This window comes from Streptomyces sp. NPDC104309 (genome assembly GCF_055584025.1).
Map to the genome: position 1 here is coordinate 313,430 of NZ_JBVJMV010000001.1, position 16,628 is coordinate 330,057.

Sequence of the window (16,628 nt, forward strand, 5' to 3'; positions counted from 1 at the left end):
ACCGGAACCCGTGAACGCGTGTGCAAACCAAGCTTTTCTCAAGGGGCGGTGCTGTTTCGATGGCGAGTGAAGAGAAACTCCTGGACCACCTGAAGTGGATGACCGCTGAGCTTCGCCAGACGAAGCAGCGGCTCCAAGAGGTGGAGTCCGAGGAGCAGGAGCCGATTGCCATCGTCGGCATGAGCTGCCGCTTTCCCGGTGACGTCCGTTCGCCCGAGCAGCTGTGGCGGCTGGTCGCCGACGGCGTCGACGCGATATCGGACTTCCCCGACGACCGCGGCTGGGACGTCGAGGGGCTCTACGACCCCGACCCGGACAACCCGGACACGTCCTATGCCAATCAGGGCGGATTCCTGAGCTCCGTCGGTGACTTCGACGCCGAGTTCTTCGGTGTCTCGCCGCGCGAGGCACTGGCGATGGACCCGCAGCAGCGACTCCTCCTCGAAACCTCCTGGGAGGCCTTCGAACAGGCGGGCATCGACCCCGCATCCCTGCGCGGCAGCCGGACCGGGGTGTTCATCGGATCCAACGCGCAGGACTACGCCTCGCTCCTGCACAACGACACGGCCGAACTCGGCGGCTACCTGGCCATCGGCAGCGCCGCCAGCGTCATGTCCGGCCGCATCGCCTACACCCTCGGCTTCGAGGGCCCCGCCGCGACCGTGGACACCGCGTGCTCGTCGTCGCTGGTGGCACTCCACTGGGCCGCCCAGGCGCTGCGCCAGGGCGAATGCACCATGGCGCTCGCGGGCGGCGTGGCGGTCATGGCCACCCCGGGCGCGTTCCTGGAGTTCTCCCGGCAGCGGGGCCTCGCCGAGGACGGCCGGTGCAAGGCGTTCGCCGAGGCGGCGGACGGCACCGGCTGGGGCGAGGGTGTCGGCATGCTGCTGGTCGAGCGCCTCTCGGACGCCCGCCGCAACGGCCACCGCGTACTCGGCGTCATCCGAGGCTCGGCGATCAACCAGGACGGCGCGAGCAGCGGGCTCACCGTTCCGCACGGCCCCTCGCAGCAGCGCGTGATCCGGGACGCCCTCGCCAACGCGGGCCTCTCCGCCGCGCAGGTCGACGCGGTGGAGGCGCACGGCACGGGCACTCGCCTCGGTGACCCCATCGAGGCGCGGTCTCTCATCGCAACGTACGGCCAGGAGCGCACCGGCGGGAGGCCGCTCCGGCTGGGCTCGCTGAAGTCGAACATCGGTCACACGGCGGGCGCCGCAGGCGTGGCGGGCGTCATCAAGATGATCATGGCGATGCGCGAAGGCGTGCTGCCGCAGACCCTGCACGTCGACGAGCCGTCCTCCCACGTGGACTGGTCGGCCGGGGCTGTCGAGCTGCTCACGGAGCCGGTGGAGTGGCCCGAGACGGGCGAGCCGCGCCGCGCCGCCGTCTCCTCGTTCGGCATGAGCGGCACCAACGCGCACGTGATCCTGGAACAGGCGCCGGAGACCGAGCAGGCCACCGAGCCTGCGACGGTGTCCCTGCCGGTCGTTCCGTGGCTGCTCTCGGCCAAGTCCTTGCCGGCGCTCGCCGCCCAGGCCGGACGCCTGCTGGCGCACGCCGACGGCGCCGGCCTCGACGCCGTGGACATCGGCTACTCGCTGGCGCGGACCCGGACCGCGCTGGAGAACCGGGCCGTGCTCATCGGCAAGGACACCGAGACCCTGCTGCGTCGCGCCGCCGCACTGGCGGAGGACCCCGGCACCGCCGACGCGGTGGGCTCCACCACAGGCGAGGACGAGCCGGTGGCGGTGCTGTTCTCGGGTCAGGGTTCGCAGCGGGCCGGTATGGGCCGGCGGTTGTACGAGGCGTATCCGGTGTTCGCGGATGCGTTCGATGCGGTGTGTGCGGAGCTGGACCGTCACCTGGCGATGCCTCTTCGTGAGGTGGTGTTCGGTGAGGGTGCGGGTGAGCTGCTGGATCAGACGCAGTTCACGCAGGCGGGGCTGTTCGCGCTGGAAGTGGCGCTGTTTGAGCTGGTGACGTCGTGGGGTGTGAAGCCGGACTATCTGCTGGGGCACTCGATCGGTGAGTTGTCGGCCGCGCACGTGGCTGGAGTGCTGTCTCTCGAAGACGCTGCCGCGCTGGTGGCGGCCCGGGGCCGACTGATGCAGGCACTTCCGGCGGGTGGCGCGATGGTCTCGCTCCAGGCGGCAGAGGACGAGGTTTCGCCACTCCTGGTCGACGGTGTGTCCATCGCCGCGCTCAACGGCCCGCGTTCCACGGTGATTTCTGGTGACGAGGCGGAGGTCCTGAGGATCGCCGCGCACTTCGAGGGCGAGGGACGCAAGACCAAGCGTCTGCGGGTGAGCCATGCCTTCCACTCGCCGCGTATGGACGCGATGCTCGACGACTTCCGCGAGGTCGCGGAGGGGCTGACGTTCAATGCGCCGAAGTTGGCCATCGTGTCCGACGTGACGGGCGAGGTTCTGTCTGCTGAAGAGGTGCAGGACCCGGAGTACTGGGTCCGGCACGTCCGCGAGGCTGTCCGGTTCCTGGAGGGCATTCGCACCCTGGAAGCGGAAGGTGTGACCGCGTTTCTGGAGCTGGGTCCGGACGGTGTGCTGTCCGCGATGGCGCAGGACTGCGTGAGCGGCGGCTCCGAGGGTGGCGATGAGCTCACCTTCGTACCCGCTCTGCGCAAGAACCGCGACGTGCCGGAGAGCCTGCTCACCGCCCTCGCCGAACTGCACGTACGCGGCAGGGCAGTCGACTGGCCGGCGTACTTCGCCGGTGCCGGTGCCCGTCGCGTGGACCTGCCCACCTACGCCTTCCAGCGCGAGCGCTACTGGCCGAGGAGCAGTTGGGCCGCGCCCCGCGACGTGACCGGGCTCGGGCTGCGCACGGGGGAGCATCCGCTGCTCGGTGCCGCGGTGGGGCTCGCGCACACCGACGAGTTCCTGTTCACCGGTTCGCTGTCTGCGCAGCGGCAGCCGTGGCTCGCCGATCACGCCGTCATGGGTGCGGTGCTGCTGCCCGGCACGGCCTTCGTCGACCTCGCGCTGCACGCGGGCGAACGCGTCGGCTGCGAAGCGGTGGAAGAGCTGACCCTGCAGGCGCCGCTGGCGCTCCCCGCGTCCGGCGGGGTCCAGGTGCAGGTGGTGGTCGGCGCCCCGGAGGCGGACGGCCGTCGGTCCGTCGGCGTGCACTCCAGGCCCGACGACGAGGACGAGAGCGACTGGACCCAGCACGCCACGGGTTTCCTCGCGCCGGCCGACGCGGCAGCGGAGGACGCCGCCGCCGCGCTCGTACGGGACACGCTGCGGGCATGGCCGCCGCAGGACGCCACCCCGATCGGCGTCGATGACGTGTACGAGCAGCTCTCCACGCGGGGGTTCGGCTACGGCCCGGCCTTCCAGGGGCTGCGCAGGGCCTGGCGCAGGGGCGACGAGGTGCTCGCCGAAGTGGCGGTGGCCGATCTCGACGTGGCTGGCTTCGGCGTGCACCCCGCGCTGCTCGACTCCGGACTGCACGCCCTTGCGGTGAGCGGGCTGCTCGGCGGCGCCGCGGAGCGGGATACGGCCGGGGAACCGGCTGACGCCGTCGGGCGCGGCTGGCTGCCGTTCTCCTGGGGAGGGGTCTGTCTGCGGGCCACCGGCGCCACCACGCTCCGGATGCGGATCAGCCCGGCGGGACGGGACGCGGTGTCGCTGCACCTGGCGGACGGCGCGGGTCAACTCGTTGCGGCCGTCGAGTCGTTGGTGCTGCGCGAGGTGTCCGCCGAACAGTTCGGAACCCAGGCCACGGCCGCCATGGACGGGCTGTTCCAGCTGGGCTGGACCGAGGTCGCCGAAGCCGCGCCGAGGGCGGAGCGGACGTCCGACGAGGCGCGGTGGGCCGTCGCGCTCGCGGCCGACGAGGACGGGCGGCCCGCGGCCTTCGAGGCGTTCGACGCCTTCGTGGACCTCGCCGCGCTGGGCGACGCCGTCGACGGCGGTGCCGATGTGCCCGACGTCGTGATCGCCGACTTCACCGGACGCCCTGCCGGGGCGGACGACGACACCGCCGCGCACCGCGCCGCGCGCCGCGCCCTCGCCCTGGTGCAGCAGTGGCTGGCCGACCCGCGGTTCGACGCCGCCCGGCTGCTGGTGCTGACCAGCGGTGCCGCCGGCCCCGACGGTGGCGTGGCGGCGGCACCCGACCTGGCCGCCGCCCCCGTGTGGGGCCTGCTGCGTTCGGCCCAGTCGGAGAACCCGGACCGATTCGTCCTGCTCGACGCCGAAGAGCCGTACGCACTCGACGCACCGGCCCTGCGGACGGCGCTCGCCAGCGGAGAGCCGCAACTCGCCCTGCGCGGACGGACGTTGCACGCACCGCGGTTCGTGCGCGGGGGGCGTGACGGCGCACTGCTGCCGCCGGCCGGCGTCCCCGCCTGGCGGCTCGACAGCGAGAACAGGGGCACTCTCGACGGCCTGGGCCTGCTGCCCCACCCGCAGGTCCTCGACGGCCTGGAGAGCGGCCAGATACGCGTCGCCGTACACGCCGCAGGGCTGAACTTCCGCGACGTACTGATCGCGCTCGACATGTACCCGGGACGCGCCACGATGGGCATCGAGGGCGCGGGCGTCGTGGTCGAGGTCGGCCCCGACGTCACCGGGATGGCGCCCGGCGACCGCGTCATGGGCCTGCTCAGCGGCGGCTTCGGGCCGACCGCGGCGACCGACCACCGGATGGTCGCCAGGATCCCCGACGGCTGGTCGTTCACCCAGGCGGCCTCGGTCCCCATCGTGTTCCTGACCGCCTACTACGGCCTGGTCGACCTGGCCGCGCTGCGGCCCCGCGAATCGGTGCTCGTGCACGCCGCCGCGGGCGGCGTGGGCATGGCTGCCGTCCAGCTGGCGCGGCACCTGGGCGCCGAGGTCTACGGCACGGCCTCCCAGGGCAAGTGGGACACCCTCAGGGAACTGGGTCTGAGCGACGAACGGATCGCGTCCTCGCGCACGCTGGAGTTCGAGGAACAGTTCAGGTCCGGCACCCAAGGACGCGGCGTCGACGTCGTACTGGACTCCCTCGCAGGGCCGTTCGTGGACGCCTCGCTGCGGCTGCTGCCGCGCGGCGGCCGGTTCGTGGAGATGGGCAAGGCCGACGTCCGCGACCCGGAAGCGGTCGCCGCCGCACACCCCGGCGTCGACTACCGGGCGTTCGACGTCATCGAGGCGGGACCCGAGCGGATCGGACAGATGCTGGCCGAGGTGGTCGCGCTCTTCGAACGCGGGGCGCTTCGCCCGCTGCCGGTGCGCGACTGGGACGTGCGCCGCGCCCCGGAGGCCTTCCGGTTCCTCAGCCAGGCGCGCCACACCGGCAAGGTGGTGCTGACCGTGCCGCAGCCGCTCGACGGCACCGGGACCGTCCTGGTGACCGGCGGCACGGGAGCGCTCGGAGCCGTCCTCGCACGGCACCTCGTCGCCGCGCACGGCGTCCGGCACCTGCTGCTCACCAGCCGGAACGGCGCGGCCGCCGCGGGCGCACGGGAACTGGCCGCCGAACTCACCGGACTCGGCGCCGACGTCACCCTGGCGGCCTGCGACGCCGCCGACGCCGACGCGCTCGCCGTGCTGCTCGCCGGCATCCCCGCCGAGCACCCGCTGACCGGCGTGGTCCACGCAGCCGGAGTCCTCGACGACGGTGTCATCTCCTCGCTCACCGGCGACCGTCTGGAGGCGGTGTTGCGGCCCAAGCTCGATGCGGCCTGGCACCTGCACCGGCTCACCCGCGACCTCGACCTGCGCGTGTTCGCCCTCTTCTCCTCGACGTCCGGACTGCTCGGGGCGCCGGGACAGGGCAACTACGCGGCCGCGAACGCCTTCCTCGACTCCCTGGCCCAGGCCAGACGGGCCCAGGGCCTCGCCGCGACCTCCCTGGCCTGGGGCCCGTGGGAGCAGGCCGGCGGCATGATCGACCAGCTGCGCGGGACGGGCGCGGGACGCACCCCGCGCGGCGGGCTGCTGCGCGCACTGACGGCGGAGGAGGGCCTCGCGCTCTTCGACGCCGCCCTGGCCGTGGACGACGCGCTTCTGGTGCCGATGAAGCCGAACCCGGCCGTCCTGAGCGGCAGGGCTGCACGGCCCGCCCTCTTCGACGGGCTCGCGGGCGCACGCAGGCAGGGCAGGCGGCGCGGTGCGGCCGCCGCGGAAGAGTCCGCTTCCACCCTCGTCCAACGGCTGCGCGGACTCGACGAGGCCGAACGGCGGCACACACTCGTGGAGTTGGTGCGCGGCCAGGCCGCCGCGGTGCTCGGGCACGCGTCGGCGGGCGCCGTGCGCCCGGACCGGGCATTCAAGGACCTCGGCTTCGACTCGCTCACGGCCGTCGAACTGCGCAACCGCCTGGGCGTGGCCACCGGCCTGCGGCTTCCCGCCTCACTGATCTTCGACTACCCGACGCCGACCGTCATGGCCGACCGTCTGCACGCCGAACTGGTCGAGGCGCCCGGCACGGACGGGACGCCCGCGGCCGCGGTGCGCACCGGCACGGCGGACAGCGACGAACCCATCGCCATCGTGGCGATGAGCTGCCGCTACCCCGGCGGCGTCAGCTCGCCGGAGGACCTGTGGCAGCTCGTAGCCACGGGGACGGACGGCATAGCGGCCTTCCCCACAGACCGCGGCTGGCGACTGCCGACCACCGCGGACGGCGGGGGCGACGGCCTGCCCCAGGAGGGCGGATTCGTCTACGACGCCGCGGAGTTCGACCCGGCGTTCTTCGGCATCTCGCCGCGTGAGGCGCTCGCGATGGACCCGCAGCAGCGGCTGCTCCTCGAAGCCTCCTGGGAGGTCTTCGAACGCGCGGGCATCGACCCCGCCACGGTGCGCGGCAGCCGGACCGGCGTCTTCACCGGCACTTCGTCCTCCGGGTACGCCACCTCGCTCGCGCAACTGCCGGAAGGCGTCGCCGGGCATGTGCTGACCGGGACGGCGGGCAGCGTCGTGTCCGGGCGCGTCGCCTACACCTTCGGCCTGGAAGGGCCCGCGGTGTCGGTGGACACGGCCTGCTCCTCCTCGCTGGTCGCGCTGCACCTGGCGATCCAGGCGCTGCGCTCGGGCGAGTGCTCGATGGCGCTGGCCTCCGGCGCCATGATCATGGCCGACTCTGGAGTCTTCACGGAGTTCAGCGGGCACGGCGGCCTCGCCGTCAACGCCCGCTGCAAGGCCTTCGCCGCCGGCGCCGACGGCACCGCCTGGTCCGAAGGCGTGGGCGTGCTCCTGGTGGAGCGGCTCTCGGAAGCGCGGCGCAATGGTCACCGGGTTCTCGCGGTGGTACGTGGTTCCGCGGTGAACCAGGACGGTGCGAGCAACGGTCTGACGGCTCCGAACGGTCCGGCGCAGCAGCGGGTGATCCGGGCCGCGTTGGCGAACGCCGGTCTGTCGGCGTCGCAGGTGGACGCGGTGGAGGCGCACGGCACGGGTACCCGTCTCGGTGACCCGATCGAGGCGCAGGCGCTGATCGCGACGTACGGTCAGGAGCGCCCGGAGGACCGGCCGCTGCTGCTCGGCTCGCTGAAGTCGAACATCGGCCACGCGCAGGCCGCTTCGGGCGTCGCCGGCGTGATCAAGATGGTCATGGCGATGCGCCACGGCGTGCTGCCGCGCACCCTCCACGTGGACGAGCCGACGCCCCAGGTCGACTGGTCCGCAGGGACGGTCGAGCTCCTGACCGAGCCGGTCGACTGGCCGGTGACGGGCGAGCCGCGCCGGGCCGGAGTCTCCTCGTTCGGCATCAGCGGCACCAACGCCCACGTCATCCTGGAGCAGGCCCCGGAGCATGCCTCGGAGTCGGCACCCGTCGCCGCTCTCGCGCCCGTCGTGAGCGGGGACGTGCCCCTGGTGCTGTCCGCCAGATCGCAGGACGCTCTGCGGGCCCAGGCTGAGCGGCTGCGGCAACTCATCGACGGCACGCAGGAATTCGAACCAGCCCTGCTTGGACAGGCGTTGGCGACGACTCGGGCGCGCTTCACCCATCGTGCGGCGGTCGTGGCACAGGACGCGGATGGCTTCCGCTCCGGCCTTGCGGCCCTCGCGGCGGGCCGCGCGGCCCCCAACCTGGTACACGGCGCCGCGGACGGACCCGTGCGCCCGGTGTTCGTGTTCCCCGGCCAGGGCGCGCAGTGGGCGGGCATGGCCGCCGGGCTCCTGGAGTCCTCGCCGGTGTTCGCGGCGCGGATGGCGGAGTGCGCGGCGGCGCTGGAGCCCTTCACGGACTGGCGTCTGCTGGACGTCGTACGCGGCGAGGAGGGCGCCCCGGGCTATGACCGCGCCGACGTGGTCCAGCCGGTCCTGTGGGCGGTGATGATCTCCCTCGCCGAGCTGTGGCGGGCCTGCGGTGTGGCGCCTGCGGCGGTCATCGGTCATTCCCAGGGCGAGATCGCGGCGGCCTGCGTCGCCGGTGGCCTGTCGCTGGAGGACGGCGCGCGGGTGGTGGCCCTGCGCGCCCGGGCGCTGCTCCAACTCTCCGGCAGGGGCGGCATGGTGTTCGTTTCGCTGCCCCTGGACGAGGTACGTGAACGGCTGACCGCCTGGGACGGCCGCATCTCGGTGTCCGTCGTCAACGGCCCCACCTCGGTGGTCGTCTCCGGCGAGTCGGACGCACTGGCCGAACTGGTCGAATCCTGCAAGGCCGTCGGCGTGCGGGCCAAACGCGTCGAGGTGGACTACGCCTCGCACTCGGCCCAGGTCGAGTCCATCGCGGACGAGGTGGCCGACGCGCTGAAGGGCGTCTCCCCGCGTTCGAGCACGGTGCCGTTCTTCTCCACGGTGACGGGCGGCCTGCTGGACACGGCCGAGCTCAACGACGGCTACTGGTACCGCAACCTGCGCTCCACGGTCGAGTTCGCATCGGCCGCGCACGCGGCGCTCGACGCCGGGCACACGGTGTTCGTCGAGGTCAGCCCCCACCCGGTGCTCAACCTCGGATTGCAGGAGACCTTCGAGGAGGCCGGCCAGAACGACGCGGTGGCGCTGGGCACCCTGCGGCGCGACGTGGACGAGGCACACCGCTTCATGACCTCGGTGGCGGAAGCACACGTCCACGGCGTGGAGTTGGACTGGCAGGCGGTGTTCGCGGGGCAGCAGGCCACGCACGTGGACCTGCCCACCTACCCCTTCCAACGGCAGCGCTACTGGCTCGCCCCGGCCGACGGGGCGATCACCTACGTCTCCTCGGCGGGCATGCGCCCGGCAGGCCACGCCCTGCTGTCCGGGGCGATGACCCTGGCGGACACCGACGGATTGGTACTGACCGGTCGGCTGTCGTCCGACACGCACCCCTGGCTCACCGACCACACCGTGCTCGACTCGGTCCTGCTGCCCGGCACGGCGTTCGTCGACCTCGCGCTGCACGCCGCCGACCAGCTCGGCTGCGACCTGCTCGAAGAGCTCACCATCGAGGCGCCGTTGGTCCTGCCGGACGCCGGTGCCGTCGCGATCCAGGTGACCGCCACGCTTCCGGACCCCTCGGGCCGCAGCACGGTGCACCTCTACTCCGCCCCAGCCGACGCACAGGACGACGGCTGGACCCGCCACGCCACCGGAACGGTCAGCCGGCAGAACCTGTCCACCGCCCCGCCCACCGCGGAGACCCTCGCCCAGTGGCCGCCGGCCGGGGCCGAGGCCATCCCGGTCGACACCCACTACGAGACCCTCGCCGAGACCGGCTACGCCTACGGCCCGCTCTTCCAGGGGCTGCGGTCGGCGTGGCGGCACGGCGAGGACCTCTACGCCGAGGTCGCACTGCCCGGCGACACCGACGTCGACGGGTTCGGCGTGCACCCCGCCCTGCTGGACGCCGCGCTGCACACGATCGGCCTCGGCACACAGGGCCGCACCGAGGACGGCGAGGGCGCCGTCGAGCTGCCGTTCGCGTGGTCCGGCGTCTCCCTGCACGCGGTCGGCGCCCGCGCCCTGCGCGTCCGGCTCCGCCGCCACGACGCAGAGGTGTCCCTGCTGCTGGCCGATGGTACGGGCGCCGCGGTGGCGTCGGTGGACTCGCTGGCCATGCGCTCGATCTCGCCCGAGAGGCTGCGGGGTGCGGGTGGTGGTGATGTGGCTCGGGATGCGTTGTTCCGGGTGGAGTGGTCGGCGGTGTCTGTGCCTGCGGTTGTGGATGTGGATGTGTCTGGGCTGCGGGTGGTCGAGGATCTGGGCGCGGGTGTCGGGGAGGGTGTGGTCGCGCGGACGCATGAGGCAGTAGTCCGGGCGTTGGAGGTGGCGCAGGGCTGGCTGGCGGATGAAGGGGCTGGTCAGGGGCGGTTGGTGGTGGTGACGCGGGGTGCGGTGGCTTGTGGTGGGGCTGAGGTGCCGGATCCGGTGCAGGCTGCGGTGTGGGGTCTGCTGCGTACGGCGCAGTCGGAGAACCCGGATCGTTTCGTCCTGGTCGATCTTGATGGGGGTGAGGCGTCGCGTGCGGTGCTGGCTGCCGTTGTGGCTTCGGGTGAGCCGCAGGTGGCGGTGCGGCGTGGTGAGGTGTTTGTGCCGCGCCTGGCGAGGGCGGCTGTGGACGCCGGGCGGCCGGTGGGTGATCTTGATGGTGCGGGCACGGTTCTGGTGACGGGTGCCAGTGGCGTTCTGGGTGGTCTGGTGGCCCGGCACCTGGTGACGGAGCGGGGTGTGCGTCATCTGCTGCTGGTGTCGCGTCGTGGGGAGCAGGCGCCGGGGACTCCGGAGCTGATCGCAGAGCTTACGGATCTGGGTGCTGCGGTGCGGGTGGCTGCGTGTGACGTGGCCGACCGTGAGGCGCTGGCGGCGGTGCTGGCAGACGTATCCGTCGAGCATCCGCTGATGGGTGTCGTGCACACGGCCGGTGTCCTGGACGATGGTGTGCTGTCTTCCCTGACTTCGGAGCGTCTGGGTGCGGTGTTGCGTCCGAAGGTGGACGCGGCGTGGCATCTGCATGAGTTGACGCGTGGCCTGGATCTGTCGTTGTTCGTGCTGTTCTCCTCTGCGGCCGGTGTGTTCGGTGGTGCGGGGCAGGCGAACTATGCGGCGGCGAATGCGTTCCTGGATGCGTTGGCCGAGGTGCGGCGTGGTGAGGGTTTGGTGGGTCAGTCGTTGGCGTGGGGGTTGTGGGCGCAGGCGAGTGGGATGACGGGGCAGTTGGGTGAGGGGGATCTGCGGCGGTTGGCGCGGGGTGGTCTGGTGCCGTTGTCGTCGGGTCAGGGTTTGGGGTTGTTCGATGTGGCGGGGGGTGTGGATGCGTCGGTGGTGGTGCCGGTCCGGGTGGATGTGGCGGCGTTGCGGGCGCGTCCGGAGTTGACGCCGTTGTTGTTGCGTGGGTTGGTGCGGGTGCCGAGTCGGCGGGTGGCGGCGTCGGGCGCGGATCAGTCCGAGTCCTTCGCGCGTACGCTCCTCGCACTCCCCGAAACCGAACACCACCAGTACGTACTGAAGTTGGTGCGTGACGAGGTCGCCCAGGCTCTGGGGCACACCTCCGGCGACGCGATCGCGCCGCAGCACGCCTTCAACGACCTAGGGTTCGACTCGCTGATCGCGGTGCAGCTACGCAACCGGCTCAGCGCCGTCACCGGCCTGCGGCTGCCCGCGACGCTGGTCTTCGACTACCCCAGCTCGGCCGCGCTGACCGACTTCATGGTGGCGGAGGCGCTCGGTACCCAACAGGGGCCTGCCGAGGTACGGGGAACGGTCGGCGTGGCGGACGACGACGACCCGATCGCGATCGTCGGCATGAGCTGCCGCTATCCCGGCGGGGTAGCCGACCCGGAGGACCTGTGGACGCTGCTGTCCACCTCCGGGGACGCCATATCGGGCCTGCCGTCCGATCGCGGCTGGGACGTGGACCGGCTCTTCGACCCGGACCCCGACCGCCCCGGGACCTCGTACACCCGCGAGGGCGGGTTCCTGCACGACGCCACGCACTTCGACGCCGCGTTCTTTGGGATCTCGCCGCGTGAGGCGCTGGCGATGGACCCGCAGCAGCGGCTGCTCCTGGAGGCGTCGTGGGAGGCGGTCGAGTCCGCGGGCATAGACCCGCTGGCCCTGCGTGGCAGCGACACGGGCGTGTTCGCCGGCCTGATGTACCACGACTACGCCGCGCACGCGAGCGCGGTCGGAGAGGGCCTGGAGGGGTACCTCAGCACCGGCACCGCGGGCAGCGTGATGTCAGGACGTGTCTCGTACACGCTGGGCCTGGAGGGCCCGGCGATCACTGTGGACACGGCGTGCTCGTCGTCCCTGGTCGCGCTGCACTGGGCGATCCAGTCGCTGCGGTCGGGGGAATGCTCGATGGCGCTCGCGGGCGGCGTGACGGTGATGGCGACGCCGGGCACCTTCGTGGAGTTCTCCCGCCAGCGTGGTCTCGCCCCCGACGGTCGCTGCAAGTCGTTCGCGGCCGGGGCCGACGGCACCGGCTGGGGCGAGGGTGTCGGCATGCTCCTTGCGGAGCGCCTCTCCGATGCCCGCCGCAACGGGCACCAGGTTCTGGCGGTGGTCCGTGGATCTGCGGTGAACCAGGACGGCGCGTCCAATGGTCTGACGGCTCCGAACGGTCCGTCCCAACAGCGGGTGATCCGGGCCGCGTTGGCCAACGCCGGACTCGACGCCACAGATGTCGATGTCGTCGAAGCGCACGGTACGGGTACGAAGCTGGGTGACCCGATCGAGGCGCAGGCGCTGATCGCGACGTACGGTCAGGACCGTGCGGAGGACCGGCCGCTGCTGCTCGGCTCGATCAAGTCGAACATCGGCCACACCCAGGCGGCTGCCGGTGTGGCGGGCGTGATCAAGATGGTGCAGGCGATGCGGCACGGCCTAGTGCCCGAGACCCTGCATGTGGATGCGCCGTCGTCGCAGGTGGACTGGTCGGCGGGGTCGGTGGAGCTGGTTACGGAGCAGCGTGCCTGGCCGGTGACGGGTCAGCCGCGGCGTGCTGCGGTGTCCTCGTTCGGTATCAGCGGTACGAACGCGCATGTGATCGTGGAGCAGGCGCCGGAGGTCGAGGAGCCGGAGGCGGTTGTGGCTCCGGTGGTGTTGCCGGTGGTGGGTGCGGGTGTGCCGCTGGTGCTGTCGGGCAAGTCGGAGGGTGCGCTGCGGGCGCAGGCGGAGCGGTTGCGGCTGGCGGTGGAGGGCGGTCGTGTGCTGCCGGAACTGCCTGCGGTGGGGCGTGCGTTGGCGCTCGGCCGGTCGCGGTTCGAGCATCGTGCGGTGGTGCTCGCGGGTGATGCGGGTTCTCTGGCGGGTGCGTTGTCGGCGGTGGTCGAGGGGCGTGCTGCTGGGGATGTGGTGCGGGGTGTGGCGGGCCGGGCTGTGCGTCCGGTGTTCGTGTTCCCGGGTCAGGGTGCGCAGTGGGCGGGTATGGCGGCCGGGTTGCTGGAGTCGTCGGCGGTGTTCGCGGCGCGGATGGTGGAGTGTGGGGCGGCTTTGGAGCCGTTCACGGACTGGTCTCTGTTGGACGTGGTGCGTGGTGCGGAGGGTGCCCCGGGCTTCGACCGGGTGGATGTGGTGCAGCCCGTCTTGTGGTCGGTGATGGTGTCGCTTGCGGAGTTGTGGCGGGCGTGTGGTGTGGTGCCGGCGGCGGTGATCGGTCACTCGCAGGGTGAGATCGCGGCTGCGGTGGTTGCGGGGGGTTTGTCGTTGGAGGACGGTGCGCGGGTGGTGGCTCTGCGTTCCAAGGCTCTGTTGGCGTTGTCCGGTGGTGGTGGCATGGTTTCGGTGTCGCTTTCGGTGGCGGAGGTGCGTGAGCGTCTGACCGTCTGGGACGGACGGATCTCGGTGGCCGCGGTCAATGGTCCGTCTTCTGTGGTGGTGTCGGGTGAGCCGGAGGCACTGGAGGAGTTGGTCGCGTCCTGCACGGAGAAGGGTGTGCGGGCGAAGAGGATCGCGGTGGACTATGCCTCGCATTCGGCCCAGGTGGAGCTGATCGAGGAGGACCTGGCGGGGCTGCTGGCGGGGGTTGCGCCGGTTGCGGGGCGGGTGCCGTTCTACTCGACGCTGACCGGCGGTCTGCTGGACGATACGACGGGTCTGGACGGCGGTTACTGGTATCGCAATCTGCGTTCCACGGTGGAGTTCGAGCAGGCGGTGCGGGCGGCGGCGGGTGATGGTCTGTCCGTGTTCATCGAGGTGAGCCCGCACCCGGTCCTCAACCTCGGATTGCAGGAGACCTTCGAGGAGGCCGGCCAGAACGACGCGGTCGCGCTGGGCACCCTGCGCCGTGACGAGGACGAGGCACACCGCTTCATGACCTCGGCGGCCGAAGCCCACGTCCACGGGGTCGAGTTGGACTGGGAGGCAATGTTCGCGGGGCAAGAGGCCATGCACGTGGACCTGCCTACCTACCCCTTCCAACGGCAGCGCTACTGGCCCGAGACCACGGACATCCCGGCGCCCGAGCAGAGCGGGATGGCTCCGCACGAGGCGGAGTTCTGGCAGGCCGTCGAGAGCGAGGATCTGGACGCCCTGATGGGCACCCTGGACAAGGCCGAGGCGGAGCCGCTGCGTGCGGTCCTGCCGGCCCTTGCCTCCTGGCGGCGCAACAGCCGCGACAGCTCCACCGTCGACGGCTGGCGCTACCGGGTCGACTGGAAGCCGCTGCCGAAGGCCAAGTCGGCTGAACTGTCCGGCACATGGATCGTCCTGGTTCCCGAGGTGCTGTGGGACGACGCCTCGGTCTCCGCCTGCAGCCGCGCCTTGGCCGGGCACGGCGCCCACGTCGTGACCATGGCGGTGTCCTCCGCCGACGCCGGACGCAAGGCGTTCGCCGGGCTTCTCGGTGAACTCCTGGAGGGGAGCGGCACGCGGAACCGCACGGAGAACGGCACAGGGAACCGTACGGAAATCCCCACAGTGGACCCGTCCCGCATCGGCGGCGTGCTGTCCTTCCTAGGCGCGGACGAAGCACCCGACCCGGCACACCCCGCGGTTCCCGCCGGCGTCACGTCGACGCTCGCGCTGGTGCAGGCCCTCGACGACGTGGAGCTCCAGGCGCCCTTGTGGTGCGCCACCATGGGCGCCGTCCAGGTCGGCACCGCGGACCGCACGGTGAGCGTGGCGCAGGCCCAGGTCTGGGGCGTCGGACGAGTCGTCTGCCTGGAGCGCCCCGGAAACTGGGGCGGTCTCGTCGACCTGCCGGCCGACGGGGTCGACGCCAGGATCGCCGACAGCCTGTGCGGAATCCTCGCGCGGCGGACGGCGGAGGCATCCGGACCGGGCACCGGCGGCGCGGGCGAGGACCAGATCGCGGTGCGTGCGGCCGGTGCGTTCGGCCGTCGCCTCGTGCGCGCTCCGCTGAACGGAGCGCCCGCCGTACGCCCGTGGCGCCCCGAGGGCACCGTACTGATCACCGGCGGCACCGGCGCCCTGGGCGGGCACGTCGCCCGATGGCTGGCGGGACGAGGAGCGGAACGGCTCGTCCTGACCAGCCGCAGGGGCGCCGCGGCCCCCGGAGCAGCCGAGCTGGAAGCGGAGCTGACGGGGCTCGGCGCCAAGGTGACGGTGGAGGCATGCGATGTCGCCGACCGCGACCAAGTGGCCGGGCTGATCGAGCGGCTGAACACCGAGGGCGCCTCCGTGCGCGCGGTCGTGCACACGGCGGGCGTCAGTGACAGCGCCGCCCTGGCCGACACCGAACCGGCAGCGTTCGCCGACGTCCTCGCGGGCAAGACGGCGGGCGCCGCCCACCTCGACGAGCTGCTCGGCGGGACGGTGGACGCGTTCGTGGTGTTCTCCTCCATCGCCGGAGTGTGGGGCAGCGCCCGGCAGGCCGGGTACGCGGCGGCGAACGCGGCGCTGGACGCGCTCGCGCTGCGCCGCCGTGCCCGCGGCTGGGCCGCCACATCCGTGGCGTGGGGCCAGTGGGCCGACGGCGGCATGGCCGCCGGCGAAACCGGCGAGCAGCTGACCCGTCTCGGCCTGGCACCGATGGCGCCCCGCCTCGCGATCACCGCGCTGCAGCAGGCCATCGAGCACGACGAGGCGTCGGTCGTCGCGGTCGACGTGGACTGGCCGCGATTCGCCACGGCCTTCACGACCCTGCGGCCGAGCCCGCTGATCGGAGACCTGCCCGAAGTGCGGGCGGCGCTCGCACCCGAGGACGAGGCAGACGCCGCGTCCGCGTCCACCGGCGCCGACCGCGCCGAGACGCTGCGGCAGAACCTCCTCGAACTTTCCGGACTTGAGCAGGAACACCTGCTCCTGGAACTCGTGCAGGAGCGGGCGGCGACCGTGCTGCGGCTCGCCGCACCCACCGACGTACGGTCCGACCGGGCGTTCCGCACCCTCGGGTTCGACTCCCTGACCGCGGTGGAGCTGCGCAACCAACTGGGCGAGGCCACGGGCCTGCGGCTTCCGGCCGCGCTGGTCTTCGACCACCCGACGCCCGCGGCGCTGGTCACGTACCTGCGGAGCAAGCTGCTCCCCGAGGGGGACGGGACAGGCACCGACGGCGGCCCCGGCGGCCATGACGACCTGGACGAGGCCGCCGTCCGCGGTGCACTGGCGACAGTGCCGCTTGACCAACTCAGGGCCGCCGGAGTGCTGGACACCCTGCTGAAGCTCGCGGACCGGCGCGGTGGGGCGCAAACCCCTCCGCCCGGGGGCGACGAGACCGAGTCGATCGACGAGATGGACGCCGAGAGCCTGATCCAGATGGCGTTGGGCGACGGCGAATCCTGATGATGCGTGAAG

1 protein-coding gene is annotated in these 16,628 nt (G+C 72.2%); it reads left to right on the forward strand.

The window, feature by feature from the left end:
• The first annotated feature begins 59 nt into the window (after nucleotides 1–59).
• Nucleotides 60–16,616 carry a type I polyketide synthase gene (locus ACZ68L_RS01235; protein WP_469573169.1) on the forward strand — a complete coding sequence of 5,519 codons (16,557 nt, stop codon included), beginning with the start codon at nucleotides 60–62 and terminating at the stop codon, nucleotides 16,614–16,616.
• The last annotated feature ends 12 nt before the right edge of the window (nucleotides 16,617–16,628 follow it).

Excerpts from the sequence above, each read along its gene's own strand:
- ACZ68L_RS01235 (WP_469573169.1), top strand. The coding sequence starts at position 60 with ATGGCGAGTGAAGAGAAACTCCTGGACCACCTGAAGTGGATGACCGCT.